The sequence below is a fragment of the Micromonospora sp. C28SCA-DRY-2 genome (assembly GCF_030519475.1).
Taxonomy (GTDB): Bacteria; Actinomycetota; Actinomycetes; order Mycobacteriales; family Micromonosporaceae; genus Micromonospora.
On sequence record NZ_JAUMKD010000001.1, the window covers coordinates 563,577 to 589,783 of the forward strand.

24 protein-coding genes and 1 riboswitch are annotated in these 26,207 nt (G+C 74.9%); of the genes, 6 read left to right on the forward strand and 18 right to left on the reverse strand.

Features of this window, described 5'->3' with window-relative positions; translation table 11 throughout:
• Positions 1–8 precede the first annotated feature (8 nt).
• From Q3W71_RS02540 to Q3W71_RS02560, 5 genes are all read right to left on the reverse strand, one after another.
• Complete coding sequence (locus Q3W71_RS02540) at positions 9–458, reverse strand: helix-turn-helix domain-containing protein (RefSeq protein WP_302917645.1); 450 nt, start codon at positions 456–458, stop codon at positions 9–11.
• Positions 459–739: 281 nt separating this feature from the next.
• Complete coding sequence (locus tag Q3W71_RS02545; RefSeq protein WP_302917646.1) at positions 740–1,273, reverse strand: CinA family protein; 534 nt, start codon at positions 1,271–1,273, stop codon at positions 740–742.
• Between the two features lie 57 nt (positions 1,274–1,330).
• Complete coding sequence (gene pgsA / locus Q3W71_RS02550) at positions 1,331–1,921, reverse strand: CDP-diacylglycerol--glycerol-3-phosphate 3-phosphatidyltransferase (protein WP_302917647.1); 591 nt, start codon at positions 1,919–1,921, stop codon at positions 1,331–1,333.
• 77 nt (positions 1,922–1,998) lie between these two features.
• Positions 1,999–3,564 (reverse strand): 30S ribosomal protein S12 methylthiotransferase RimO, encoded by a 1,566-nt coding sequence (rimO, locus tag Q3W71_RS02555; RefSeq protein WP_302917648.1) that lies wholly within the window; start codon positions 3,562–3,564, stop codon positions 1,999–2,001.
• Positions 3,565–3,690: 126 nt separating this feature from the next.
• Complete coding sequence (locus Q3W71_RS02560) at positions 3,691–4,617, reverse strand: ornithine cyclodeaminase family protein (RefSeq protein WP_302917649.1); 927 nt, start codon at positions 4,615–4,617, stop codon at positions 3,691–3,693.
• A 110-nt stretch (positions 4,618–4,727) separates the two neighbouring features.
• A riboswitch (guanidine-III (ykkC-III) riboswitch) is annotated at positions 4,728–4,792 on the forward strand.
• Between the two features lie 64 nt (positions 4,793–4,856).
• Here Q3W71_RS02560 and Q3W71_RS02565 point away from each other — a divergent pair.
• Both Q3W71_RS02565 and Q3W71_RS02570 read left to right on the forward strand, forming a co-directional pair.
• Positions 4,857–5,171: a multidrug efflux SMR transporter gene (locus Q3W71_RS02565; protein ID WP_302917650.1), complete on the forward strand. Its 315-nt coding sequence runs from the start codon at positions 4,857–4,859 to the stop codon at positions 5,169–5,171.
• A 138-nt stretch (positions 5,172–5,309) separates the two neighbouring features.
• A complete protein-coding gene (locus Q3W71_RS02570; RefSeq protein WP_302917651.1) occupies positions 5,310–5,555 on the forward strand; it encodes a hypothetical protein in 246 nt (81 codons plus the stop codon).
• Between the two features lie 193 nt (positions 5,556–5,748).
• Here the strand turns inward: Q3W71_RS02570 and Q3W71_RS02575 are convergent, their stop codons facing one another.
• Positions 5,749–6,138 (reverse strand): glyoxalase/bleomycin resistance/extradiol dioxygenase family protein, encoded by a 390-nt coding sequence (locus Q3W71_RS02575; RefSeq protein ID WP_302917652.1) that lies wholly within the window; start codon positions 6,136–6,138, stop codon positions 5,749–5,751.
• The gene (locus tag Q3W71_RS02580; protein ID WP_302917653.1) at positions 6,131–8,590 is read right to left on the reverse strand and encodes a DNA translocase FtsK; all 2,460 of its coding nucleotides are present in this window, start codon (positions 8,588–8,590) and stop codon (positions 6,131–6,133) included. Before Q3W71_RS02580 ends, Q3W71_RS02575 begins: the two co-directional genes overlap by 8 nt.
• Positions 8,591–8,704: 114 nt before the next feature.
• Here Q3W71_RS02580 and Q3W71_RS02585 point away from each other — a divergent pair, with 114 nt between their 5' ends.
• Together Q3W71_RS02585 and Q3W71_RS02590 are read left to right on the forward strand one after the other, a co-directional pair.
• Positions 8,705–9,184 carry a YbjN domain-containing protein gene (locus Q3W71_RS02585; protein ID WP_302917654.1) on the forward strand — a complete coding sequence of 160 codons (480 nt, stop codon included), beginning with the start codon at positions 8,705–8,707 and terminating at the stop codon, positions 9,182–9,184.
• A gap of 68 nt (positions 9,185–9,252) precedes the next feature.
• Complete coding sequence (locus tag Q3W71_RS02590; protein WP_302918707.1) at positions 9,253–10,809, forward strand: YbjN domain-containing protein; 1,557 nt, start codon at positions 9,253–9,255, stop codon at positions 10,807–10,809.
• 163 nt (positions 10,810–10,972) lie between these two features.
• Here Q3W71_RS02590 and Q3W71_RS02595 read toward each other — a convergent pair whose 3' ends face one another.
• The 6 genes from Q3W71_RS02595 to Q3W71_RS02620 form a co-directional block, all read right to left on the reverse strand.
• Complete coding sequence (locus tag Q3W71_RS02595; RefSeq protein WP_302917655.1) at positions 10,973–12,541, reverse strand: S1 family peptidase; 1,569 nt, start codon at positions 12,539–12,541, stop codon at positions 10,973–10,975.
• A 101-nt stretch (positions 12,542–12,642) separates the two neighbouring features.
• Positions 12,643–14,331, reverse strand: a complete 1,689-nt coding sequence (locus tag Q3W71_RS02600; protein WP_302917656.1) for a ribonuclease J — start codon at positions 14,329–14,331, stop codon at positions 12,643–12,645.
• A 52-nt stretch (positions 14,332–14,383) separates the two neighbouring features.
• Positions 14,384–15,310, reverse strand: coding sequence for a 4-hydroxy-tetrahydrodipicolinate synthase (dapA, locus tag Q3W71_RS02605; protein ID WP_302917657.1), 927 nt, complete (start codon positions 15,308–15,310; stop codon positions 14,384–14,386).
• A gap of 47 nt (positions 15,311–15,357) precedes the next feature.
• The gene (thyX, locus tag Q3W71_RS02610; RefSeq protein WP_302918708.1) at positions 15,358–16,101 is read right to left on the reverse strand and encodes an FAD-dependent thymidylate synthase; all 744 of its coding nucleotides are present in this window, start codon (positions 16,099–16,101) and stop codon (positions 15,358–15,360) included.
• 418 nt (positions 16,102–16,519) lie between these two features.
• The gene (locus Q3W71_RS02615; RefSeq protein ID WP_302917658.1) at positions 16,520–17,071 is read right to left on the reverse strand and encodes a DUF2752 domain-containing protein; all 552 of its coding nucleotides are present in this window, start codon (positions 17,069–17,071) and stop codon (positions 16,520–16,522) included.
• 4 nt (positions 17,072–17,075) lie between these two features.
• Positions 17,076–18,305: a winged helix-turn-helix domain-containing protein gene (locus Q3W71_RS02620; protein WP_302917659.1), complete on the reverse strand. Its 1,230-nt coding sequence runs from the start codon at positions 18,303–18,305 to the stop codon at positions 17,076–17,078.
• Positions 18,306–18,383: 78 nt separating this feature from the next.
• Between Q3W71_RS02620 and Q3W71_RS02625 the strand changes: the two genes are divergently transcribed.
• The gene (locus tag Q3W71_RS02625) at positions 18,384–18,935 is read left to right on the forward strand and encodes a GNAT family N-acetyltransferase (RefSeq protein ID WP_302917660.1); all 552 of its coding nucleotides are present in this window, start codon (positions 18,384–18,386) and stop codon (positions 18,933–18,935) included.
• Here the strand turns inward: Q3W71_RS02625 and Q3W71_RS02630 are convergent.
• Positions 18,834–20,111 (reverse strand): glycosyltransferase family 87 protein, encoded by a 1,278-nt coding sequence (locus Q3W71_RS02630; RefSeq protein WP_302917661.1) that lies wholly within the window; start codon positions 20,109–20,111, stop codon positions 18,834–18,836. The genes Q3W71_RS02625 and Q3W71_RS02630 overlap by 102 nt on opposite strands.
• A gap of 35 nt (positions 20,112–20,146) precedes the next feature.
• Between Q3W71_RS02630 and Q3W71_RS02635 the strand changes: the two genes are divergently transcribed.
• Positions 20,147–20,728: a GNAT family N-acetyltransferase gene (locus tag Q3W71_RS02635; protein ID WP_302917662.1), complete on the forward strand. Its 582-nt coding sequence runs from the start codon at positions 20,147–20,149 to the stop codon at positions 20,726–20,728.
• Between the two features lie 106 nt (positions 20,729–20,834).
• On the opposite strand, the gene Q3W71_RS02640 is transcribed toward Q3W71_RS02635, so the two are convergent.
• The 4 genes from Q3W71_RS02640 to Q3W71_RS02655 form a co-directional block, all read right to left on the reverse strand.
• Positions 20,835–21,308 carry a GNAT family N-acetyltransferase gene (locus Q3W71_RS02640; protein WP_302917663.1) on the reverse strand — a complete coding sequence of 158 codons (474 nt, stop codon included), beginning with the start codon at positions 21,306–21,308 and terminating at the stop codon, positions 20,835–20,837.
• A gap of 41 nt (positions 21,309–21,349) precedes the next feature.
• On the reverse strand, positions 21,350–22,123 hold the full coding sequence (dapB, locus tag Q3W71_RS02645; RefSeq protein WP_302917664.1) for a 4-hydroxy-tetrahydrodipicolinate reductase: 774 nt from the start codon (positions 22,121–22,123) through the stop codon (positions 21,350–21,352).
• Positions 22,124–22,259: 136 nt separating this feature from the next.
• The gene (locus tag Q3W71_RS02650; RefSeq protein WP_302917665.1) at positions 22,260–23,654 is read right to left on the reverse strand and encodes a pitrilysin family protein; all 1,395 of its coding nucleotides are present in this window, start codon (positions 23,652–23,654) and stop codon (positions 22,260–22,262) included.
• Between the two features lie 47 nt (positions 23,655–23,701).
• Complete coding sequence (locus Q3W71_RS02655; RefSeq protein ID WP_109900103.1) at positions 23,702–26,065, reverse strand: polyribonucleotide nucleotidyltransferase; 2,364 nt, start codon at positions 26,063–26,065, stop codon at positions 23,702–23,704.
• Between the last annotated feature and the right edge of the window lie 142 nt (positions 26,066–26,207).

The following is a 26,207-nucleotide window of genomic DNA, read 5'->3' on the forward strand; positions in this document are numbered from 1 at the left end:
GACGCCGGTCAGGCGGCGCAGACCACGTCGCGGTCGGCCGGGCGCACCCGGGTGCTGCGCAGCGTGGCCTTGAGCGGGGAATCCTGGTGGACCGAGACGGCGACCTTGCCGTCGGAGCTGACCTGGTGCACGGCCCGGCCGGTGGCCTTGCGCACGGCGGGCCGGGCGACCGGGGCCGGCTCGGCCGGCTCGTCCTGCACCGGCACCAGCACGCCCGGCATCTGCTCGGCGAGCGCGACGGTGTCGCTGACCTCACGCAGCAGCTCGGACAGGCGCGCGCCGAGCGCGTCGCAGATGGCGGCCAGCAACTCGCTGGAGGGCTCCTTCTGGCCGCGCTCGATCTCGGAGAGATAGCCGAGGCTGACGTTGGCCGCGGAGGAGACCTCGCGCAGGGTGCGGTGCTGCCCCTGCCGGCGCGCCCGCAGTGCGTCACCGATCACCCGGCGTAGCAGGACCATCGCACCTCCCCCTGAGGGACACCTCTGTCGCCCCCGGCCGCCCGGTCCGGCGCGGCGGACCGCGCCGGCCCCGACCGCCGGAGCCTTCCCGCAACCGTACCCGTTGCCGGGCCCGGCGACATCCCACCCCGCCCGGGGATCGCGGGTTGTCTGCCGACCGCAGACCCGCTCCCCCGGTCGACGTCGCCCCGCGCGGAAAGCGCGGGCATGATCGACACCACATCGCCGGCAGGGGCCGACGACGGCGGCGCGACACCGCGACGCCGGCGAACCGGCGTGGGTCACACGCCGGCGGCGGCCCGATCCGCGTCGGCCTCGTGGATCCGCTCGGCCAGCAGCCGCAACGCCTCGATCACCGCCGCCGACCGCACGTGGTCCCGCCCGCCGTCCAGGTCCAACTGGCGTACGGTGCTGCCGCCCGGCCCCGCCACGGCCACGTAGACCAGGCCGACCGGCTTGCCGTCCTGCGGCTCCGGGCCGGCCACCCCGGTGGTGGCGAGGCCCCAGTCGGCGCCGCAGCGCCGCCGGCCGCCCTCGGCGAGCGCGGCGGCCACGTCCGGGTCGACCGGCCCGCGTTCGGCGAGCAGGTCCGCCGGCACCCCCGCCAGCTCGGACTTCAGCTCAGTGGCGTAGACCACCAGACCACCGCGGTAGACGCCGCTCACCCCGGCGATCTCCACGATCGAGGCGGCCAGCAGGCCGCCGGTGAGCGACTCGACCGTGGCGAGCGTCTCCTCCCGCTCGGTCAGGCTGTGCACCACCGCCGCCGCCGGACTCCCGACCGGCCGCTCCCCGTTCGCGTCGCTGCTCTGCATGTCCCGATCCTTCCCCCCACTGCTTCCGATCAACCCTGCCCCCACCGGAGTCCGGCGTCACGGGGTGCGGCGGAGGCGGAGGGCCTGGGCCACGTAGTCGAAGCCGGTGATGACGGTCACGGCCACGGCCGCGGCCATGATCCAGGGGCCGACGGCGGCGAGTGCGGCCGGCATCGGCCAGAGGTACCAGGCGATGGCCAGGATCTGCAGGGCGGTCTTGATCTTGCCGCCCCGGCTGGCCGCGATGACGCCGCGCCGGATCACCCAGAACCGCAGGGCGGTGATGCCCAGCTCGCGGGCCAGGATCACCGCGGTCACCCACCAGGGCAGCCGGTCGTACCAGGAGAGCAGCAGCAGCGCGGCGCCGGTGAGCGCCTTGTCGGCGATCGGGTCGGCGACCTTGCCGACCGAGGTGACCAGGCCGAACCGGCGGGCGATCCAGCCGTCGACCAGGTCGGTCACCGAGGCCACCGCGAAGATCAGGCAGGCGGCCGTCCGCCAGCCGGCGTTGCTCATCGCGGAGATGACCACGCTGGCCGCGAAGACCGGCACCAGCACCAGCCGCAGCGCGGTGAGCGCGTTGGCCGCGTTGAGCACCGGCACCCGGCCGACCACCGGGGCCGGCGTCGAGCCGGTCGCCCCGGTCACCGCCGCGCCCCGCGCGGGCCGCCGTGGCGTTCCCGGTACCCCACCACGTGGCCTCCCCGCTCCGTCCGGGCCCGCCGTCACCGTGCCGCGCCGGGCGCCGCCGAGATCATCTCATCCGGCACGGCGAGCAGATCCACCCCTTCGGTGCCGGTGACCGTGGCCCGCACCAGGTCGCCGGGGCGCAGCGCGGCCAGGTCCACCCCGCCGCCGTCCGGCTCGACCAGGGTGGTCGAGCCGTCCACCTCGGGGGCCTGGTGCGCGGCGCGCCCCTCGACCACGCCGTCGGAGACCGAGTCGACCAGCACCTCGACCGTCGAACCGAGCCGCTCCTCGGCCCGCTGCGAGCAGAGTTCGTCGGCGAGCGCGCTGAGCCGGTCGTAGCGGCGCTTGACGGTGGCCGCGGAGACCTTGCCGGAGAGCCCGGCGGCCTCGGTGCCGTCCTCGTCGCTGTAGTCGAACACGCCGATCGCGTCGAGCCGGGCCGCGGTCAGGAACCGGACCAGCTCGTCGACGTCGGCCCGGGTCTCGCCGGGGAAGCCGACGATGAAGTTGCTCCGGGCACCCGCCTCGGGCGCCAGCTCCCGGGCGCTGGCGAGCAGGTCGAGGAAGCGGTCGGTGGAGCCGAACCGCCGCATCCGGCGCAGCACCGGCTCGCTGGAGTGCTGGAACGACAGGTCGAAGTAGGGGGCCACCCCGGGCGTGGTGGCGATCGCCTCGACCAGGCCGGGCCGGGTCTCCGCCGGCTGGAGGTAGCTCACCCGCACCCGGACCACGCCGTCGATCGCGGCGAGCTGCGGCAGCAGCTTCTCCAGCGCCCGCGGGTCGCCCAGGTCCTTGCCGTACGAGGTGGAGTTCTCGCTCACCAGCACCAGTTCCCGGACGCCGGTCTTGGCCAGCCACTCCGCCTCGGCGAGCAGCTCGTCGGGCGTACGCGAGACGAACGCGCCGCGGAACGCCGGGATGGCGCAGAACGCGCAGCGGCGGTCGCAGCCGCTGGCCAGCTTGAGCGAGGCCACCGGGCCGGTGTCCAGCCGCCGGCGCAGCACCTGGCGCAGGTGGGCCGGGGTGTGCTCGTCGGTCTCGACGGCGCCCCGGGCCGGGGTGCCGTGGCCGGGCAGCGACACCGCCGCCGCCCGCCGGTTGACCGGGGTGAGCGGCAGCAGCTCGCGCCGGTCGCGCGGGGTGTGCGCGTGCAGCGCCTCACCGGCGACGACGGCGTTCAGCCGGGCGGCGATGTCCGGGTAGTCGTCGAAGCTGAGCACCGCCTGCGCCTCGGGCAGGCTGTCGGCCAGCTCGCGGCCGTACCGCTCGGCCATGCAACCGGCGGCGACCACCTTCGCCCCGGTGTCCGCCGCGGCCAGCAGGGTCTGGATCGAGTCCTGCTTGGCCTTCTCCACGAAGCCGCAGGTGTTCACCACCACCACGTCGGCGCCCTCGCCGTCGGTGGTCACCTGCCATCCGTCGGCGTGCAGCCGGGCGGCCAACTCCTCCGAGTCGACCTCGTTGCGGGCACAGCCCAGGGTCAGCAGGGCGACGCGACGGCCGTCGCCGGCGGGCGACAGCTCGGAGGACAGCTCCAGGTCGCGGCGCGGCGCCAGACGGGCCGGGCTGGAGTCGTCGGACGGGGAGGTGGCAGACACCATCCGAGGGTACCGGGCCGGGGCCCCGTCCCCGCCGTCGGCGGGCCGTCGGCAGTAGGCCGGCTCACATCCGCCCGGCCGGGCCGACCTGGCCGCGCGGCGCCGCCGAGCCCGGCGGGATCGCGGCCGTCAGGCCGCGGCCGCCGCGCCGACCCGGACCAGCCGGTCGAGCAGGAACACCTCGGTGCCGGCCAGGCCGACCGAGCAGAAGACCGAGATCTGGTCCGCGCGGGTCCGGCCGGCGGCGGCGCCGGCCAGCACCGCGCCCAGGTCGAGCAGCCGGTCGGCGTACGGCGGGTCGGCCGCGAGCATCGGCGGGGCGTACGCGGACGCCTGCGCCGGCGAGTCGGTGACCAGCAGGTCGGCGATGTCCAGCAGGTCGCTGCCGAACTCGGCCCGGTCGCGCTGCTTGAAGCCGACCGCGTTGACGTGGGTGCCGGGGCCGAGGTCGGCGGCGTCCAGCACCGGGGTCGGGCTGGTGGTGGCGAGCACCACCACGTCCCGCTCGCGCACGGCGGCCCGGGCCGAGTCGACCGCCCGGGCCGGGACACCCAGCTCGGCGCGGACCCGGGCGGCGAACGTGTCCCGCCGGGCGGCGGAGCGGCTGTGCACCGTCACCTCGCGCAGCGGGCGCACCGCGGCGGCCGCCCAGACCTGCGTCCACGCCTGCCGGCCGGAGCCGATCACGCCGAGGGTGGCCGCGTCGGGCCGGGCCAGCGCGTCCACCGCGACCCCGCCCAGTCCCCCGGTACGCCGTGAGCCCAGCTCCTCGCCGACCGCCACCGCCCGCACCGCCCCGGTACGCCCGTCGTGCAGCACCACCACCTGCTCCGACTCCGGGTGACCGAAGGTGTCGTACGAGCGGAAGCCGTACCACTCGCCGGTCAGGTGCCCCGCGGTCAGCACCATCCGCCCGCCACCCAGCGACGCGGACGCCCGGGGCGGGGCCACCAGCCGGCCGTCGTACGCGGCCCGGAGGGCGTCCCGCATGGCGTCCACCGTGGTGGTGGCGTCCAGCGCGGCGGTGACCTCGCGGTCGGAGAAGAGCAGCGTCATGAGCCCATCCTGCAAGCTGAAGTGAGGTTCAGGTCAACGGACGGTGGCCGGGCTCACCCCCGCGCGGCTCACCCCCGCCGGCCCGGCGGCGGCCGGTGCTAGCCTCGGCCCTGGTGGCCCACGGGCCGCCCCGGACGAGTGGTGGGCGTACCCGGTCAGGCCAAGACGCCCCGCGTGACATGCAGACTCGACTCGTCCCGGCCCCGGCGGTCCGGGCAGCCCGCGCAGAGGTGACATCGATGGCCTGGATCGTGCTGGTGGTCTCCGGACTCCTGGAAACCGCGTGGGCGGTGGCCCTGGACCGCAGCGCCGGCTTCACCCGCCCCGTCCCGTCGCTGGTCTTCGTGGTGACGCTGGTGCTCAGCATGCTCGGGCTCGCGTACGCGCTGCGCGAGATCCCGGTCGGCACCGGCTACGCGATCTGGGTCGGCATCGGCGCGTCCGGCACCGCCCTGGTCGGCATGCTGGCCCTGAACGAGCCGGCCAGCCTGCCCCGGATCGCCTGCCTGGCGCTGGTCCTCGCCGGCGTGGTCGGGCTGAAGGTCTTCCACTGAGCGCCGGCGCGCCGCCCGGTGCCGGGCCGCGTGCCGCCCGACAGCGCGTGGACCGGCCAGCCTGGTTACCGAGGCGTGCCGGGTGCCCGAAGTGGGTAGAGATCGGCTGACATCGCAGGCTCTCTGACGGAGGCAGATATGGCCGACATGCCCAGCACCGCCCGTCCGCGCAGCAACGCCGCCCGCATCTGCACCATCCTGGGCTTCGTCTTCGCGGTCCTCGCGCTCCTGCTCAACCCGATCATCTTCGGCGTGCTCGGCGTCATCCTCGGCGTCATCGGCGCGGTGCTGGGCGACAAGCCGCTCGGCTGGTACGCCGCGGTGGCCAGCGTGGCCGGCGCGGTGATCGGCCTGGTGCTGGTGGCCGCCATCGTCAACAACTGAACCACACCGCTCCCCCGACGCGACGGGCCCGCCGCACGCCGGCGGGCCCGTCCGTGTCCGTGGCCCACCGCCCGGCCGACCGTTCCGCCGGCCGGGCCGGCCAGCGGCGCGCCCTCCCACCACGGCCGTCCCGGCGGCACCACCGGCCGCCCGGGAACACCGGGTCGGGCCGCTGGCGACCCCGCGGGGCGGCTCAGCTCCCGCCGGCCGCGCCCCGGTCGGCGACGATCACCCGGTGTCCGTCCGGATCGCGGACGACCGCCATCCGCTCGCCCCACGGCTGCGCCGCCGGTTCCGCCAGCACCGGCACGCCGGCCGCGCGCAGCCGGGCCACCGCGGCGTCGCAGTCGCCGACGTACACCCAGAGCGCGGTCCGGTCCTCGGGCGGCGGCCCCGGATCCACCTGGCGCCCGATGCCCAGCTGGCCGGCGCCGAAGCTCAGCGCGACGTACTCCGGCTCGCCCGTCTCCGGGAAGCGGTAGGTGACCGTGCCGCCGAGCAGGTCCCGGTAGAAGCCCAGCGCGGCCGGCAGGTCCACGGCGGTGAGGATCGGGAACAGCTCCTGGGCCAGCGGCTCACTCATCGCCACCGCGCAGACCGGCCAGGACCTCCTCCAGCTCGTCCGGCTTGACCAGCACGTCGCGGGCCTTGGAGCCCTCGGACGGCCCGACCACGCCCCGGGTCTCCATCAGGTCCATCAGCCGGCCGGCCTTGGCGAAGCCGACCCGCAGCTTGCGCTGGAGCATCGAGGTCGAGCCGAACTGCGAGGTGACCACCAGCTCGACCGCCTGCACCAGCAGGTCGAGGTCGTCGCCGATGTCCTCGTCGATCTTCTTCTTGCCCTCCTGCGCCACGGTCAGCACGTCCGGGCGGAACTCCGGCTCGCGCTGGTCCTTGCAGAACTTCACCACGTCGGCGATCTCGCGCTCGGTGACCCAGGCGCCCTGGATCCGGATCGGCTTCGAGGCGCCCATCGGCAGGAACAGCCCGTCACCGCGGCCGAGCAGCTTCTCCGCCCCCGGCTGGTCGAGGATGACCCGGCTGTCGGCCAGCGAGGAGGTGGCGAAGGCGAGCCGGGACGGCACGTTCGCCTTGATCAGGCCGGTGACCACGTCCACCGAGGGGCGCTGGGTGGCCAGCACCAGGTGGATGCCGGCGGCCCGGGCCAGCTGGGTGATCCGGACGATGGAGTCCTCCACGTCGCGCGGCGCGACCATCATCAGGTCGGCCAACTCGTCCACGATCACCAGCAGGTACGGGTACGGCCGCAGCTCCCGCTCGCTGCCCGGCGGGGCCTTGATCTCGCCGTTGCGGACCTTGCGGTTGAAGTCGTCGATGTGCCGGACCCCGTTGGCGGCGAGGTCGTCGTAGCGCATGTCCATCTCGCGGACGACCCACTCCAGCGAGTCGGCCGCCTTCTTGGCGTTGGTCACGATCGGGGTGACCAGGTGCGGGATGCCCTCGTAGCCGGTCATCTCGACCCGCTTCGGGTCGATCAGCAGCAGCCGCACCTCGTCCGGGGTGGCCCGGGTGAGGATGGACACCAGCAGCGAGTTGAGGCAGGACGACTTGCCCGCGCCGGTGGCCCCGGCGATCAGGATGTGCGGCATCTTCGCCAGGTTGGCCACCACGTAGCCGCCCTCGATGTCCTTGCCGAGGGCGACCACCATCGGGTGGTGGTCGCCGGTGGCGGCCCGCGAGCGCAGCACGTCGCCGAGCGCGACGTTCTCCGGGTCGGTGTTCGGGATCTCCACGCCGACCGCGCTCTTGCCCGGGATCGGGCTCAGGATCCGCACGTCCGGCGACTTCACCGCGTACGCGATGTTGCGGGAGAGCTGGGTGATCCGCTCGACCTTGACGCCGTGCCCGAGTTCGACCTCGTAGCGGGTGACCGTCGGACCGCGGGTGAAGCCGGTGACCGCGGCGTCCACGTCGAACTGCTCGAAGACGCCGGAGAGCGCGGCGATCACCTCGTCGTTGGCCTTGCTCCGCTTCTTCGGCGCCGCGCCGCTGCTGAGCATGTTCGCCGGCGGCAGGGTGTAGTCGCCGGCCAGCCCGGTCAGCGCCAACTGCTCGGCCCGGGTGGGCGCGGGCGAGTGCTCCGGCGGCTCGACCGGCTTGCGGGTCGCCGGCACCTTGGCCGGCGCCTTGCGCGGCAGCACGATGGTGTCCTGCAGGTCGACGCCCTCGTCGAGGTCGTCGAAGTCGTCCGGGTCCAGCGGCGGCGGCATCCGCTTCGCCGGGCGCTTGCGGGCGGGCGTGGCCCGGGCCTCCGCCTCGTCCGCCGCCTCCGCCGCGGGCGTGCCGGTCACCGCGCCGGCCAGCAGGCCGAGCCGCTCCGGGATCTTGTTGATCGGCGTGGCGGTGACCACCAGCAGCCCGAAGACCAGCAGCAGGATCAGCAGCGGCACCGCGACCCAGGCGGTGACCGCCCGCTCCAGCAGGCTGCCCACCCCGGCGCCGACCAGCCCGCCGGCGAAGTCGCGCTGGGTCGCGTCGACCGGCTCCTGCCCGATGTGCAGCAGCGCGGCGGTGGCCACCAGCATCGAGCCCCAGCCGACCAGCCCGCGACCGCGGTGCTCCGGGTCGGCCGGTTCGCGCATCAGCCGCCACGCGCCGATCATCAGCAGCACCGGGACCACGATGGCGATCGCGCCGAGGAAGAGCCGGACGGTGTCGGCCACCCGCTCGCCGACCGGGCCGGCCGCGGAGAACCAGATGCCCACGGCACTGAGCAGCGCGAGCCCGAAGACCAGCAGGCCGGCGCCGTCGCGGCGGTGCTCGGGATCCAGCTCCCGGGCCGAGGCGGCCTGCCGGCCGGCGGCCCGGACCGCCCAGCCGACGCCGTGCGCGAGCCCCATCCACAGTGCACCGACGGCCCGGCCGACGTAGACCGCCGGGCCCGGACGGGCCGCGGTGGTGCGCCGCCGGGCCGGGGTGCGAGTCTTCTTCGCCGGCTGGCGGGCACGGCTGTTCGTGCCACCGCGCGGCGACGCGCCGCGCCGCCGGCTCGCCTGAGAGGTACGGCCCGCCATAGCATCAACTTAACGGCGTGACCCGGCAGATCGCCGCTTTTCCGGGTCGTGTCCGCGCGTCGCAGCACGGACCTCGCCGTCCGCCGTGATATTCGCCCCTGAAGGGATGCCCCCATGGCGTCGCCGGAGATCGAGGACGGTCCGGACGGCCCCCTGGCCGGACCGCCCCGGCAACTGCGACCGTTGACCGGCGAGCTGATCGCCGCCGTGCTGGGCAGCCGGGGGTACGTCGTCCAGCGCGACCCGGACGGCGACCTGGTCGGCCGCTGGGACGACAGCCTGATCTGGTTCCTGCGCCTGGGCGCCGCCGGGGAACTGCTCCAGGTGCGCACCGTCGCCGCGCCCACCTTCTCCATCGAGCACGTCCCCGCGCTCTACGCGTTCTGCAACGGCTGGAACCACGACCGGCTCTGGCCCAAGGCGTTCGTGCACGTCGAGGACGACGGCCGGGCCCGGGTCTGCGGCGAGGTGATCGCCGACCTGGAGCGAGGCGTCACCCCGCACCAGCTGGACCAGCTGCTCGACTGCGGCATCGCCACCGGCTGCCAGCTCGCCGCCGAGGTGCGCCGGCTGCCCGGCGCGGTGATCGCGTGACCGGCCGGGGCGAGCGCCAGCGAGCGGCACCGGGCGGGGCCGGCCGGCCCGGGCCGGCGGACGCGGCGCTGTCCGACGCGCTCGCCGACGCGCGGGACCTGCCCGACGGCGAGGCCCGGACCGCCGAGCTGGAACGCGTCGCCGCGCACGCGGACGCGGCCGGGGACGACCGCTGCGCGGTGGCCGCCCGGTTCGCGCTGGTCGAGGCGTACCTGCGCGACGGGGAGCGGTGGCGGCTGGTGGAACCGGTGCGCCGTTGCCTGGCCGCCGTCGACCGCCGGCCCGACCTGCTCCCCGCCGCCGACGCCGAGCTGCTGCTGCGCTACCAGCGGTACGCGGTGGAGGCGCTGCTCGGCACGCCCCGGGTCGGGCTGGACCAGGCCCGGTCCATGCTGGACGACCTGACCGAGCGGACCGCCTCGGGTGCCGGCGACGCCGCCGTGGTCGCGGAGCTGCGCTGCCGGATCGCCGACCACCTGGGCGACGAGCCGACCGCCCGCCGGTGGTACGACCGGTGGACCGCCGCCGAGCCGGGGCCGGCTGACGGGTGTCCCGGCTGCGCGCCGGCCCGCCGCGCCGACCTGCTCGCCGGTTGGGGTGACTGGCCGGCCGCGCTGGACGAGCTGCGGGACCCGCTCGACGGCACGCTCACCTGCACCGAGCAGCCGGAGCGGGCGCTGGCCGCGGCGCTGCTGCCGTGGCTGCGGGCCGGCGAGCCGGAGCGGGCCGGCGCCGCGCACGTGCGGGCGTACCGGCGGCACCGGCGGGAACCGGCCGCCTTCCCGTACCTCTCGGCGCACCTGCGGTTCTGCGCGCTCGGCGGGCACCTCGACCGCGGGCTGGACATCCTCGCCGAGCAACTGCCCCGGCTGGACCGACCGGCCGACGACCTGTCCGCGATGGAGTTCGCCGCCGCCGGCGCGCTGCTCTGCGCGCTCGCCGTCGAGGCGGGACTGGGCCACCGCACGCTGCGCCGCCCCGCCGCCGGCCCGCGACCGGCGGCCGAGCTGGACGTGGAGACGCTGGGGCACACCCTGCTCGGCACGGCCACCCGGCTGGCCGGCAGCTTCGACGCCCGCAACGGCACCGGCCACCAGTCCGGCCGGATCGCCTCCTGGCTGGCCGAGCGGCCGCTGGCCGCCCCGGTGCCGCTGCCCGCCGACGGCGCCCCCGACGACCCCGACGACCCGCTGGACGGCGACGACGGCCCGGCGGAGCTGGAACCGGCGCCGCTGACCCTGGCGATGATCACGGCCGAGCTGGAGCGGCGCGGCGACCGGTACGAGGTGGACGGTGCCGGCACGGTGTTCGGCCGCTGGGGCGAGGCGCTGATCCAGTTCCGCCGGGCCGGCGAGCGCGGTGAGATCCTGCACGTCCGGGTGGTCGCCGCGCGCCGGCTGCCGGCCGTCCGGCGCGCCGAGGCGTACGCGTTCTGCAACGCCTGGAACCACGACCGGCTGCTGCCGAAGGCGTACGTGCACGACCTCGGGGGCGAGCTGGCGCTGGCCGGCGACGTGAGCACCGACCTGGCGCACGGGGTGGCACCGGCCCAGCTCGCCGTGCTGCTGGACGCGGCCGTGCGCACCGGCGCCGGGTACGCCGAGGCGGTCGCCGCGCTGCCCTGACGCGCGAACGGCGTGCCGGGTTGCGGCCGACGTGCGGAGACCGCCACCCGGCACTCGCGCAACCCGTTCCCCGGCTCAGGGGTGGTCTCCGTGTCGACCGCACCCGGCTCCGGGCCGGTCACCGACGTGCACGGGATGTCGGCGACCGGCCCGGCCGGGTGGGTCAGCCGGCGGAGAACGCCAGCGTGTAGTCGCCCGAGCCGCGCAGCGCGGTCACCCGGTAGCGGTAGGCGCCGGCCTGGCCCTCGGTGGCCAGTTGGGCCGCCGCCGCCCCGTTCGTGTCGGCGCGGGCCACGGTCCGCCAGCCGGTGCCGGTCCAGCGTTGCAGGGTCAGCGCGAAGGTGGCCCCGTCCGGGGCGTCCAGGCAGGCTCGCTGCGGGCCGGCCGGGGCGCGGAACCAGCGGCCGTCGGGCTGGGTCTGGCTCCGCCCGGCGGCCAGCGAGCCGGCCCGGGTGACCTGCCCGGTGCAGTCGGTGTCGCCGCCGGCCGGCGGGGCCGGCGGCGTCGTCGGCGGCGGGGTGGTGGCCGGCGGCTCGGCCGGCCCGGAGGGCGGGGGCACCTCGCCGCCGTCGGCGGTGACCAGGGTCAGCCGGTTGGCGGCGAGGATCTCGTTGACCGGCTGGAAGAAGGTGACCCCGCCCCGGGTGCAGTCGCCCGAGCCGCCGGAGGTGACGCCCTGGGCCTGGTCGCCGGAGAGCCAGGCGCCGCCGGAGTCGCCCGGCTCGGCGCAGACGTTGGTACGGGTCAGCCCGGTGACCGTGCCCTCCGGGTAGTTGACAGTGGCGTTGCGGGCCTGGATCACCCCGCAGCGGGTGCCGGTGGTGGAGCCGGACCGGCAGATGGACGCCCCGATCGGCGCCTCCTGCGAGCCGGCCACCGGCACCGTGCCGCCGTTGAAGTCGTTCACCACGCCCTGCGGCGTCCAGTCGCCGTTCACCTCGACGAACGCCCAGTCGTCGCCGGGGAAGGACGAGGCGCGGAAGGTGCCCTGGGCGACCCGGTTCGAGCCGGTGGTCCGGTCCCCCGGCCGGCCGCAGTGCCCGGCCGTGACGAACCCGCCGACCACCGAGAAGCCGACCGAGCAGCGGCCGGCGTTGTTGATGAAGTACGCGTCCCCGCCGCGCACGTCGAACAGCAGCCGCGGCTCCTCCGCCACGGTCCGCACGGTGACCGCGTCCGCGGCGGCCCCGCCGGCGGCGGCGAACCGCCGGCCGGCCGCCTCGGCGCCCGGCCGGGCGAGCACCACGACGCGGTTGTCGGCCACGTCCACGTACCAGCCGGCCAGGTCCGGGCTGGCCTGGGCGCCGGCCCGGTCCAGCCGGCGCTTGACCGCGTCCAGCTCGCCGACGCCCCGGGTCACCTGCTTGGGCACCGCGCCGGCGGCGCGTACCCGGTCGGCGCCGGCCGGGTCGGCGACCGCCACGGTCAGCTGGCGGCCGTCCGCGCTCAGCCAGCTGCCGCCGTAGTCGGCGCCGAGTTCGGTGCGCAGCCGGGCCACCGCCCCGGCCGCCTGGCGTTCGCTGCGCAGCCGGTCGACCACCTGCTCCGGGCTGAGCGACAGGTCCCGCCGCAGGGCGTCGAGCACCTCCGGGGCGACCCCGGTGGCCGCGCCACCGGTCCGGTCCGCCGGTGGGGTGGTGCCCTCCCCGGCCAGCGCGGGCAGCGTCACCGCCGCCGCCGCTCCCGCCGTCGCCACCAGGACACCGATGGCTGTCATCCGTCTGCGGTCCATCCGCCACGCTCCTCCCGGCCGGCCTGGTCAGGCCTGCCGGGACGGAGTACGGGCGGACGGGGGCGGACGGTTGAACGACGGCCGGAAACGATCCGGATCGGTCAGACCTCGACGACGGTCGGCACGATCATGGGCCGCCGGCGGTACGCGTCGTTCACCCACCGCCCCACGGTGCGCCGGACGATCTGCTGGAGCTGGTGCGGGTCGGTGATGCCGTCCGCCGCGGCCCGGTTCAGCGCCTCGGTGACCAGCGGAACCACCGGATTGAACGCCTCCGGGTCCTCGGAGAAGCCCTTCGCCGAGACGGTCGGCCCGCCGACCACCTTGCCGGTGACCGAGTCGACCACCACGGTGGCGGCGATGAAGCCGCCGTCGCCGAGGATCCGCCGCTCGGTGAGCAGCGACTCGCTGACGTCGCCGACGGCGAGGCCGTCGACGTAGACGTAGCGGCTCTTCACGTGCCCGACCAGGCTGGCCCGGCCCTCGACCAGGTCGACCACGTCGCCGTCCTCGCAGAGCACCACCCGGTCCGCCGCCACCCCGGACTCGATGCCGAGCCGGGCGTGGGCGCGCAGGTGGCGCCACTCGCCGTGCACCGGCATCAGGTTGCTGGGCCGCACCACGTTGAGCAGGTAGAGCAGCTCACCGGCGGGGGCGTGGCCGGAGACGTGCACCTTGGCAACGTCCTTGTGCACCACCACCGCGCCGGCCCGGGCCAGCCGGTTGATCACCCGGTAGACCGAGGTCTCGTTGCCGGGCACCAGCGAGCTGGCGAGCACCACTGTGTCGCCGGGGGCGATGGTGATGTGCCGGTGGTCGCCGCTGGCCATCCGGCCCAGCGCGCTCATCGGCTCACCCTGCGAACCGGTGGACATCAGCACGATCTGCTCCGGCGGCAGCGTGGTGGCCTCCTCGATCCCGACGACCAGGCCGGCGGGGATGTTGAGCAGCCCCAGGTCGCGGGCGATGCCCATGTTGCGGACCATGGACCGGCCGATCAGCGCGACCTTGCGGCCGTGCTCGGCGGCGGAGTCGAAGACCTGCTGCACCCGGTGCACGTGCGAGGCGAACGAGGCGACGATGATCCGGCCGCGCGCCTTCTGGAAGATCGAGTCGAGCACCGGCCCGATCTCCCGCTCCGGGGTGACGAAGCCGGGGATCTCCGCGTTGGTGCTGTCGGAGAGCAGCAGGTCCACGCCCTCGGCGCCGAGCCGGGCGAAGCCGGCCAGGTCGGTGATCCGGCCGTCCAGCGGAAGCTGGTCCATCTTGAAGTCGCCGGTGTGCAGCACCAGGCCGGCCGGGGTACGGATGGCCACCGCGAGCGCGTCCGGGATCGAGTGGTTCACCGCGAAGAACTCGCACTCGAACGGGCCGAGCCGCTCCCGGCCCCCCTCCCGCACGGTCAGCGTGTACGGCTGGATCCGCCGCTCGGCCAGCTTCGCCTCGACCAGGGCGAGGGTGAACTGCGAGCCGACCAGCGGGATGTCCGGCTTGTGGGCGAGCAGGTAGGGCACCGCGCCGATGTGGTCCTCGTGGCCGTGGGTGAGCACGATCGCCTGCACGTCGTCGAGCCGGTCCAGGATCGGGCCGAAGTCGGGCAGGATCAGGTCGACGCCGGGCTGCTCCACGTCCGGGAAGAGCACCCCGCAGTCGACGACGAGCAGCTTGCCGTCGTACTCGAAGACTGTCATGTTGCGGCCGATGGCGCCGAGCCCACCGAGCGGGATGATCCGCAGTCCACCCTCCGGCAGCGGCGGGGGGAGTTCCGCCGTCATGTGCGCCTCGGTCACGCGTCCACCTCATTCTGGGACGCCGTCGCCCGGCGTCCGTCGTGTCGTTCGGTCATTCGGGTAGTGCCAGGCCCGCCGCCGCGCAGTCCGCGCGCAGCTGGGCCAGTTCGTCGTCGGTGGCGTCCACCAGCGGCGGGCGGACCGGGCCGGCCGGCAGGCCCTGGGCGGCGAGGCCGGCCTTGACCAGGATCACGCCCTGGGTCCGGAAGATGCCGGTGTACAGCGGCAGCAGCCGCCGGTGCAGCTCCAGCGCGGTGCCGGTGTCCCCCGCGTCGTACGCCTCGATCATCCGCTTGGTCAGCGCGCCGGTGAAGTGGGTCGAGGTGCCGACCACGCCGACGGCGCCCACCGAGAGCGCGGGCAGGGTGAGCGAGTCCTCGCCGCTGTAGAAGGCGAGGTTGGTGCGGCTGGTCACCCAGCTGGTCGCGGTGAGGTCGCCCTTGGCGTCCTTGACCGCCACGATCCGGGCGTGCTCGGCGAGCCGGACCATCGTCTCGGTGGCGATCGCCACACCCGCCCGGTGCGGGATGTCGTAGAGCATCACCGGCAGGCCGGTGGCGTCCGCGACCGCTGTGAAGTGGCGCAGCAGCCCGCTCTGCGGCGGCTTGTTGTAGTACGGGGAGACCACCAGCAGGCCGTTCGCGCCGGCCTTCTCGGCGGCGGCGGCCAGCTCGATGGTGTGCCGGGTGTCGTTGGTGCCCACCCCGGCCACCACGCTGGCCCGGTCGCCGACCGTCTCCACGACGACCCGGATCAGGCGCTCCTTCTCCGCGTCGGTGGTGGTCGGCGACTCGCCGGTGGTGCCGTTGACCACCAGCGCGTCGTTGCCCTGCTCGTCGACCAGGTGGTTCGCCAGTCGGGCGGCGCCGTCGAGGTCGAGCGAGCCGTCGGCGGTGAACGGGGTCACCATCGCCGTGAGCACTCGCCCGAACGGGCGGGACACCGCCCGGGCGGGGGTGTCAGGGTGGTCGTGCGTCATGCCATCCAACCTAGCGGACGACCACCGGGCCGCCGCCGGGGAAGGGCTCAGGAGAGCTGGGCGTGCGGGCTGGCCGCCACCTCGGTGCCGTCCGGCAGGGTCGAGATGACGAAATCGGCGAAGACGTTCGGGGCGACCCGCTGGAGCTGGCGCAGGCACTCCACGGCCAGCTCGCGGATCTCGACGTCGGCCTGCTCGGTGGCGCGCATGGCGATGAAGTGCCGCCAGGCGCGGTAGTTGCCGGTGACCACGATCCGGGTCTCGGTGGCGTTGGGCAGCACCGCGCGGGCCGCCTGCCGGGCCTGCTTGCGCCGCAGGGTGGCGTTCTCCACGTCGGAGAAGCGTCGCTCCAGCCCCTCCAGCAACTCGTTGTACGCCCGCACGCTGGCCTCGGCGGCCTCGACGAACTTCTTGTGCAGCTCCGGGTCCTCGGCGATCACGGTCGGTTCGACCATGGCGGCGTCCCGCTCCGGCACGTACCGCTGAGACAGCTGCGAGTACGAGAAGTGCCGGTGCCGGATCAGCTCGTGGGTGAACGACCGGGACACCCCGGAGAAGTAGAAGCTGACCGAGCCGTGCTCCAGCACCGAGAGGTGCCCGACCTCCAGGATGTGCGCCAGGTAGCCGGCGTTGGTGGCGGTGGCCGGGTTGGGCTTCTTCCAGCTCTGGTAGCAGGCCCGGCCGGCGAACTCGGCGAGCGCCTGGCCGCCCTCGGCGTCGGTCGACCACGGGACGTCGTCCGGCGCCTCGAAGTGGGTCCACGCGATCAACTTCACCTGCGGCTGCACCATGTCCGGCATGCCTCGGACTGTACTGGCGCGCGGCCCGCGGGAAAACTGGGGCGCGCGGGGCGGAAAGCCGCCAGCCAGGCGGAATGCCGCCCGCAGTCCCGTGGACGGCAGCCGGAGTGGTCAAGATCTCGGTTCGATCCGGCGCCCGCGGCGCTGGTGCTGCCGCGCTGGCCCCGTCCACGGCGGGTCCGCTGTCCCGGCCGCGATGGACGCCACCCCTGGCAGCTGTCCTATCGAGCTGCCCCGGCAACAGGACCACGCCCGGCGAGCGCCGCACCGGGACGGGTGGTCCCATCCGTGGGGCAGCTCGGAAGCGTCCGGACGAGAGGCGGTGGCTCGACGTCCGCGGGCCGTGGCAATTGCGGCGGGCCGACCAGCCGGCTGCCGGCGGCGTGCCGGCGTTCGTGCTGCCGACGTCTCAGACGTAGAGCGAGGTGAACGGGGCCCAGGGCAGGTTGCGCAGCACCGAGAAGGCCAGCCAGAGGCCGAGGAAGCCACCGATCACCTTGGGGCTGATCCGCAGCTCCGGCAGCCGCCAGCCGAACGCCTGCCGGCCGGCCCAGGCGACGAAGAGGTACGCCAGGAAGGGCACCGCGAAGACGAACAGGAAGTGGTGCCGGGCGGCGGCCGGCAGGTCGGCGTGCAGCAGGTACCAGGCTGCCCGCGTGCCGCCGCAGCCGGGGCAGTCCAGGCCGGTGGTCAGCTTCAGCAGGCAGGTCGGCGCGGCGTCCGGCGCCGACCGGGTCGGGTCGCTGAGCAGCGTGTAGCCGATGGCGGCGCCGACGCAGCCGACCGCGGCCAGCGGCACCACCCAGCGCGGCGAACGCTCGTAGAGCCGGGTCACGAACCGGGTGAGCCGGTCGGGTTCGGCGACCGGGTAGGGCGGCACCTGGCCCGCGGGCCACGCCGGGGCGTCCGGGGCGCTGGTCGGCGACTGCGGTTGGCCGACCGGTCCGTCAACGCTCGTCACGCGCTCACCGTACACCGGCGACGCCCACCAGCGCGGCGGCCAGCGGGGCGGCCAGGTCACCGGCGGCGGGCGGCGCCACCGCGTCCAGGCCGAGCCAGCCGGCGAGCCGGTAGAGCTCGGCGGCGAGCGCGACCGCCGTCTCCCCCGGGTCGGCGCCCGGCTCCGCCCAGGCCGCCGGCACCTGCAGCACCCGGGCCTTGCGGTCGGCCTTCAGGTCGACCCGGGCGGTGAACCGGTCGCCCTGGAGGAAGGGCAGCACGTAGTAGCCGTAGACCCGCTGCGGCGCCGGCACGTAGATCTCGATCCGGTAGCTGAAGTCGAAGAGCCGCTCGGTGCGGGCCCGTTCCCAGATCAGCGGGTCGAACGGGCTGACCAGGGTGTTGCCGCGGATCCAGCGGGGCAGGCGGGCCTGCGCGTGCAGCCAGGCCGGCTGCCGCCAGCCCGCCACGGTGACCGGCAGCAGCTCGCCGGCCTCGGCCAGCTCGGCGATCGCCTGCCGGGCGCCGGCCAGCGGGAGGCGGAAGTAGTCGCGCAGCTCCGGCTCGGCCGCCACCCCGAGCGACCGGGCGGCGATCGCCACCAGCGTGCGGTACGCCTCGGCGTCGGTCGGCGTGGGCGCGTCGAGCGCGGCCGCGGGCAGCACCCGTTCGGGCAGGTCGTAGCGGCGGGCGAAGGAGGTGGTGCGCTCGGCGGCGGTCACCTCGCCGGCCCAGAACAGGAACTCCAGGGCGCGCTTCACCGCCGACCAGTTCCACCCCCAGTTGCCGGTCTCCCGGGGAGCGTCGTGCTCGATCTCGGCGGCGGTCAGCGGGCCCCGGGCGGCGACCTCGTCGCGGACCCAGGCGACCAGCTCGGGCTGCTCCTCGGCGATCCGCCGCATGCCGCCCCAGGACTCGCTGTGCGCCCGGGCCATCCGCCAGCGCAGCGCCGGGTGCAGCCCGACCGGCACCAGCGACGCCTCGTGCCCCCAGTACTCGAACAGCTCCCGGGGCCGGCGGTAGGCGGCGGTGTCGAGCAGGGTGGTCGGGTACGGCCCGAGCCGGCTGTAGAGCGGCAGGTAGTGCGCGCGTTGCAGCACGTTGACCGAATCCATCTGGATCAGCCCGACCCGGTCGAGCACCCGGCGCAGGTGCCGGCGGGTGGGTGCCCCGGTGGGCGCGGGGTCGGCGAAGCCCTGGGCGGCGAGCGCCACGCGGCGGGCCTGGGCGAGCGAGAGTGATTCCGGTGCGGTCATCGTCGGCGAGGTTAATCCACGCCTGCGACACCGGAGCGGCCGCTGGACCGGACGCCCGGGCCGGCATAGAACGGACACATGCTCACCATCCGCCGGGAGGAGCCCGAGGACGCGGAGGCGGTCGCCCGGGTGCACGTGCACGGCTGGCAGGCCGGGTACGCCGGGCTGATGCCGGAGGAGGTGCTGGCCCGGCTGAACGTGGCGGCCTGGGCGCAGCGCCGCCGCGACCTCGGCACCGCCGACCCGGAGCACCCGTTCACCACGCTGCTCGCCGAGGTCGACGGGGTGCTCGCCGGCTTCACCACGTTCGGCCCGTACCGCAACGACCAGGACCGGGGCGACCTCGACCCGGCGCACGGGGAGGTGGTGGCGATGTACGTCGAGCCGGCGCACTGGGGCGACGGCACGGCCCGGACGCTGCTCGCTGCCGCCCGCGCCGGGCTGCGCGAGCGCGGCTGGGTCGAGTACCGGCTCTGGGTGCTGGCCGGCAACCACCGGGCCCGCCGGTTCTACCAGCGGGCCGGGCTGTCACCGGACGGTGAGCGATCGACCTACCGGGTGCCGCTCGCCGGTGGCCGCCCGCCGGTCGGGCTCGTCGAGCTGCGGTACGCCGGCCGGCTCGACGACTGACCCCGCCGGCGCCGCCGGGCGGCGGATCGGCAGGAACGCCAGCAGGGCCAGGCTGATCCAGACGTAGGTGTTGGCGCCGAGGAAGCCGTCCACCCCGGTGAAGTCCTTCTCCCAGGCCCAGACGATCCGGCTGGTCAGGAAGGCGTACCCGACGGTGGCGGCGACCAGCAGCAGCCGGCGCCGGCGGCTGCGGGCCGGCGCGGCCATGCCGCTGTCGACCAGCAGGATCAGCCCGGGCAGCAGCCAGACCAGGTGGTGCACCCAGGTGACCGGGCTGACCAGGCACATCACCGCGCCGGTCAGGGCCAGGCCGGTCGCCTCGTCGCCGGCGGCGGCCGCGGCCCGGGAGCGCCACGCCCACAGCGCCACCGTGGCGGCCACCAGCACCAGCCAGGCCAGGGTGCTCGGCTGCTCCGGGTCGAGCCGGGCCACCACGCCGCGCAGCGACTGGTTGGAGACGAACGCCAGCTCGCCCACCCGCCCGGTGTTCCACAACGCCTCGGTCCAGAACTCCCGGGAGGCGTCCGGGAAGAGCGCGGCGGCGACCAGGGTGGCCACGGTGGCGGTGACCATCGCGGTGACCGCCGCCCGCCAGCGGCGGGTGACCAGCAGGTAGACGATGAAGATGCCGGGGGTCAGCTTGATCGCGGTGGCCAGGCCGATGCCCACCCCGGCCCACCGGCTGCCGCCGGGCAGCAGCCGCAGCAGGTCGACCGCGACCAGGAAGAGCAACAGCGTGTTGACCTGGCCGAAGTTGACAGTCTCGCGCATCGGCTCGTACGCGGCGGCCAGGCAGAGCGCGACCGCCAGGGCGAACCAGCGGGTCCACCCGGCCCGGCGGGCGACCGGGTCGAGCAGCCAGAAGATCAGCACGGCGCTGGTCAGCACGCTGGCGGTCACGCTCACGGTGATCGCCGCCAGCCACGGCAGGTACGCCATCGGCAGCATGACCAGGGCGGCGAACGGCGGGTAGGTGAAGCCGTACTGGGTGCCCGGCTTGAGGAAGTCGTAGATCTCCCCGCCGTCGTGCACCCACCAGGTGAGCGCGCCGTAGTAGACCTTGAGGTCGAAGAAGCCGTGCCGGACGGCGGCCACGGAGAGGAAGGCGGTCACCGCGACGGCGAGCGCGACCACGCCGACGACCTGCGCCGCCGTCCTTCTGGCACCCTGGGCCACCGTCGCCTCCCTCGCCCTGCGTAGGCTTCCGTCCCATGGCTCTCGGGTACGTCCGCCCGGCGCGTCCGGAGGACGCCGGCGAGATCGCACGCATCCAGCTCGCGACCTGGCGGGTCGCCTATCGCCGGATCCTGCCCCGGCATGTGCTCGACAACCTGGACGAGGCGTGGCTCGCCCGGCGGTGGAGCGCAGCGGTGCAGGAGGCGCCGTCGCCCAGCCACCGGGTGCTGGTCGCCGTCGAACAGGCCGAGCAATCGTATCTGGTGGGGTTCGCCGCCTCCGGTCCGGCCGACGCCGAGGCGCTCGCGCCGGGCGAGCCGGCCGAGGCCCTCGGCGCGGACGTGGTGGCGGTGACCGACCTGCTGGTGGAGCCGCGCTGGGGGCGGCGCGGGCACGGCAGCCGGCTGCTCGCCGCCAGCGTGGACCTGTGGCGGGAAGACGGCTTCGCCCGGGCGGTGGCCTGGGCGTTCGACGCCGACGAGGCGACCCGGAAGTTCCTCACCAGCACCGGCTGGGAACCGGACGGCGCCACCCGCGCCCTCGACGTCGACGACCTGCTGGTCCCCCAGCTCCGCCTCCACGTCGCCGTCCCCACCGACCCCGTCCCCACCGACTGACCCCGCGATCCTGCGCCTGGCGCCCGGGCGCATCGGGCGGGTCCGCCCGGGTGGAGGGGCGGACAGCGCAAGATCACGGAAAGGGGTGACCCGATCGCCGGCCGGGTCAGCGGCCGGGCGTAGCCAGTTCGGCGACCAGTTCGTCGTCCTCCATCACCCCGGTGGGCCGGAAGCCGAGGGCCGTGTAGAGGCGGGCCGCGTCGGTGTTGTCCGGGTGGTACGAGAGCCGGACCGGCTCACCCTGGGCGGCCAGCCAGCCGGCGAGGGTGGCCACGGCGGCGCGACCGACACCCCGGCCCTGCTCGGCGGCGTCGACGATCATCCCGCCGATCCAGCGCGAGCCGTCGCCGTCCACCCCCCACATGACGTGGCCGGTCACCGTCTCGTCCGCGTACACGGCGAGCGAGTTCCACACCTCGGAGCGGGTGGTCAGCAGCAGGTAGCGGGCCGCCAGCGCGGGCACCCACTCCCGCTGGTCGTCGCGGGGGGCGACGTCGGCCACCGCCCGCCAGTTCTCGTCGTCCACCGGCCGCAGGGTGACCCGGCGCCCGGCCCGGTCCCGTTCTCCCGAATCGATCACCGGGGCAGCGTAGGGGCCGCCCCGGGATCCGGCCAGCGGATTCAGTCCAGCAGGGCGTCCAGGCCGACGGTCAGGCCGGGCCGGTCGCGCACCGCGCGCACGGCCAGCAGCACGCCGGGCATGAACGAGGCCCGGTCGTACGAGTCGTGCCGGATGGTCAGCGTCTCGCCGGTGGTGCCGAAGAGCACCTCCTGGTGGGCGACCAGCCCGGTGGCGCGTACCGCGTGCACGCGTACCCCGTCGACGTCGGCGCCCCGGGCGCCGGCGACCTCGTCCCTGGTCGCGTCCGGCGCCGGACCGAGCCCGGCCTCGGCGCGGGCCGCGGCGATCAGCCGGGCGGTGTGCGTGGCGGTGCCGCTCGGCGCGTCCAGCTTGCGGGGGTGGTGCTGCTCGACGATCTCGACCGACTCGAAGTGCCGGGCCGCCCGCGCGGCGAACTGCATCATCAGCACCGCGCCGATGCCGAAGTTGGGTGCGATCACCACGCCGACCCCGGGCTTGCGGGCCAGCCAACCGCGCACCCGCTCCAGCCGCTGCGCGGTGAAGCCGGTGGTGCCGACCACCGCGTTGATGCCCTGGTCGATGCACCAGTGCAGGTTGTCCATGACGACGTCCGGGGTGGTGAAGTCGACGACCACCTCGGCGCCGGCGTCGGAGGCGGCGAACAGGCCGTCGCCCTGGTCGACCATGGCCACCAACTCCATGTCGGCAGCGGCGTCGACGGCCTTGCACACCTCGACGCCCATCCGGCCGCGGGCGCCCAGCACGCCGACCCGGATCGGCTCGGCCGCGCCCTTCTCCTGCTCGTCAGTCACGGGGCACAACCTATCCCAATCGGGACGCCGTCACCCCGCGGGTGGGCCACCGTCCCGCCGGCACCGGACCCGACCCGCGACCGGCCGGCACCGGCCCTGAGCGCCGCGGTGTGAACGGCACCGGGGCGGGCGGCGGTCAGCGGGCGACGAAGTCGTGCTCGCCGAACGGGCCGACCACGGCCAGCGACATCGGCCGGCTCAGCAGCTCGGCGGCGAGGGTGTTGACGTCGTCCACGGTGACCGCGTCCACCCGGCTGAGCAGCTCGTCGACCGGCATCAGGTCGCCGTAGAGCAGCTCGCCCTTGGCCAGCCGGCTCATCCGCGAGCCGGTGTCCTCCAGGCCGAGCACGAACGACCCCTTCGACATGCCCTTGCCCCGGGCCACCTCGGCCTCGGTCAGCCCCTCGGCGGCCACCCGGGCCAGCTCGGCCCGGGTCAGCTCCAGCACCTCGTCGACCTTGCCCGGCGCGCAGCCGGCGTAGACCGCGAACAGGCCGGTGTCGGCGTACTGGCTGGCGTAGGAGTAGACCGAGTAGGCCAGGCCGCGGCGCTCCCGGATCTCCTGGAACAGCCGGCTCGACATGCCGCCGCCGAGCACGTTGTTGAGCACGCCGAGGGCGAACCGCCGCCCGTCGGTGCGGTCGATGCCGGGGCAGCCGAGGATGACGTGCGCCTGCTCGGTCTCCTTCGGCTCGACCAGGGTGGTGGCGACCTTCGTGCGTACCGCCGGGGTGGCCGGCCGGTGCGGCGCCGGCGACGCCGCTTCGGTGTCCAGCGGGGTGCCGCGCAGCGCCTGGCGGACCAGCTTGACCACGGCGGCGTGGTCCAGGTTGCCGGCGGCGGCGATGACGATCTGCGGCGCGACGTAGCGGCGCCGGTAGAAGCCCTGGATCTGCCGCCGGGTCATCGGGGTGACCGTCTCCTCGGTGCCGGAGATCAACCGGCCGAGCGGGTGGTCACCGTAGACGGCCCGGGCGAACAGGTCGTGCACCTCGTCGCCGGGCTCGTCGTCGTGCATGGCGATCTCCTCGAGGATCACGCCCCGCTCGGTCTCCACGTCGGCCGGGTCGAGCACCGAGTCGGCGACCAGGTCGCACATCACGTCGATGGCCAGCGGCAGGTCCTCGTCGAGCACCCGCGCGTAGTAGCAGGTGTACTCCTTGGTGGTGAAGGCGTTGGTCTCGCCGCCCACCGCCTCGATCGCCGAGGAGATCTCCAGCGCGCTGCGCTTGCGGGTGCCCTTGAAGAGCAGGTGCTCCAGGAAGTGCGCGGCACCGGACTGGGGGCCGGTCTCGTCCCGGGAGCCCACCGCCACCCAGATGCCGAACGACACGCTGCGCATCGCCGGGATCGCCTCGGTGAGCACGCGCAGCCCGCTGGGCAGCACGGTACGCCGTACCGTGCCGCCCAGCGGGTCGTCGCTCAGGGTCCGGGTCACCGCCCGGGCGGCGCCGCCGGCGCGGGCAGCCCCGGCGGACGCGACCACCCCCCGTCGATCCGGCGGAAACGGCGCAGCTGCGGCCCGACTCACGTGGTGCTCCCAGATCGACGAGGGGTGGGTGGTGCTGTTGTCAGGCGTCAGCTGTGCCGGGTCCGGCGGCGCGGACGCTCGCCGCCCTCGCCACCCTCGCCCCGCTCCGGGCCACGGCCGCCCCGCTCGCCACCGCGCTCGCGGTCACCCCGGTCGCGCGGGCCCCGGTCGCCCCGGTCCCGGCCGGCCGGCCGCTCGCCACCGGCGGCCTCGCCCTCGGCCGGCGCCTCGGCGCCCTCCGGGCGGACCTTGTCCAGGTAGATCTTGCCGCGCTGGTCGATGTCGGCGATCTCGACCTCGACCTTGTCGCCGACGTTGAGGAAGTCCTCGACCTTCTCGACCCGCTTGCCGTCGCCCACCTTGGAGATGTGCAGCAGGCCGTCGCGGCCCGGCAGCAGCGAGACGAACGCGCCGAACGCGGCCGTCTTCACCACGGTGCCGAGGAACCGGTCGCCGACCTTGGGCAGCGTCGGGTTGGCGATCGCGTTGATCCGCTCCACCGCCGCCTGCGCCGACGGGCCGTTGGTGGCGCCGACGTAGATGGTGCCGTCGTCCTCGATCGAGATCTCGGCGCCGGTCTCGTCCTGGATGGCGTTGATGGTCTGCCCCTTCGGGCCGATCACCATGCCGATCTTGTCGACCGGGATCTTGACGGTGGTGACCCGCGGCGCGTAGTCCGACATCTCGGCCGGCGCCTCGATCGCCCGCTGCATCACGTCGAGGATGGTCTGCCGGGCCTCGTGGGCCTGCTGGAGCGCGGCGGCCAGCACGTCGGACGGGATGCCGTCGAGCTTGGTGTCGAGCTGGAGCGCGGTCACGAAGTCCCGGGTGCCGGCGACCTTGAAGTCCATGTCGCCGAACGCGTCCTCGGCGCCGAGGATGTCGGTCAGCGTCACGTACTGGGTCTTGCCGTCGACCTCGTCGGAGATCAGACCCATGGCGATGCCGGCGACCGGCGCCTTCAGCGGCACACCGGCGCTGAGCAGGCCCAGCGTCGAGGCGCAGACCGAACCCATCGAGGTCGAGCCGTTGGAGCCGAGCGCCTCGGACACCTGCCGGATGGCGTACGGGAACTCCTCGCGCGAGGGCAGCACCGGGATCAGCGCCCGCTCGGCGAGCGCGCCGTGGCCGATCTCGCGCCGCTTCGGCGAACCGACCCGGCCGGTCTCACCGGTCGAGTACGGCGGGAAGTTGTAGTTGTGCATGTAGCGCTTGGACTTCTCCGGGGAGAGGGTGTCCAGCGACTGCTCCATGCGCAGCATGTTCAGCGTGGTGACGCCCAGGATCTGGGTCTCGCCCCGCTCGAACAGCGCCGAGCCGTGCACCCGCGGCAGCACGCCGACCTCGGCGGTCAGCGGGCGGATGTCCCGCGGGCCGCGGCCGTCGATGCGGACCTGCTCGCGCAGCACCCGGCTGCGGACCTCGGACTTGGTCAGCGACCGCAGCGCGGCGCTGAGCTCCTTCTCCCGGCCCTCGAAGCGCGGGCCGAGCTCCTCGGCCACCCGGGCCTTGATCCGGTCCAGGGCCTCCTCGCGGTCGGCCTTGCCGGCGATCTTCAGGGCCTCGGCCACGTCGGCACGGGCCAGCTCGGCCACCGCGTCGTACGCGTCGTCCTGGTAGTCCAGGAAGACCGGGAACTCGGCGACCGGCTTGGCGGCCACCTCGGCCAGCTCGCCCTGCGCCCGGCACAGCTCGCGGATGGCCGGCTTGGCGGCCTCCAGACCGCTGGCCACGACCTCCTCGGTCGGGGCGGGGGCGCCGCCGGCGACCAGCTTCACGGTGTGCTCGGTGGCCTCGGCCTCGACCATCATGATCGCGACGTCGCCGTCGGGCAGCGCCCGGCCGGCCACCACCATGTCGAAGGTGGCCCGCTCCAGCTCCTCGTAGGTCGGGAAGGCGACCCACTGGCCGTCGACGTGGGCCATCCGGGTCGCCCCGATCGGGCCGGAGAACGGCAGCCCGGAGAGCTTGGTCGACATCGAGGCGGCGTTGATCGCCACCACGTCGTACGGGTGCTGCGGGTCGAGGGCGAGGACGGTCTCGACGACCTGGACCTCGTTGCGCAGGCCCTTGACGAACGACGGGCGCAGCGGCCGGTCGATCAGCCGGCAGGTGAGGATGGCGTCCTCGCTGGGCCGGCCCTCGCGGCGGAAGAACGAGCCGGGGATCCGGCCCGCGGCGTACATCCGCTCCTCCACGTCCACGGTCAGCGGGAAGAAGTCGAACTGCTCCTTGGGCTGCTTGCCCGCGGTGGTGGCGGAGAGGACCACCGTCTCGCCGAGCTGGGCGATGACGGAGCCGGCGGCCTGCCGGGCCAGCCGGCCGGTGGAGAAGGTGACCTCGCGGGTGCCGAAGGACCCGTTGTCGATCACGGCGGTGCGGGACTGGGTGCCGAGGTTGCTCTCGGTCATGTGCGGTCGTGCTCCTTCGCATCGGGGGCCCACGACGCGGGGAGCTGCTCAGACGGCCGGTCTTCGATCGAAGCGCCCGGGCGGCGGCGAGATGCCGGATGCCCGGGGGCCACTACCGGAGACCGGTACGCTGACCGGCTCC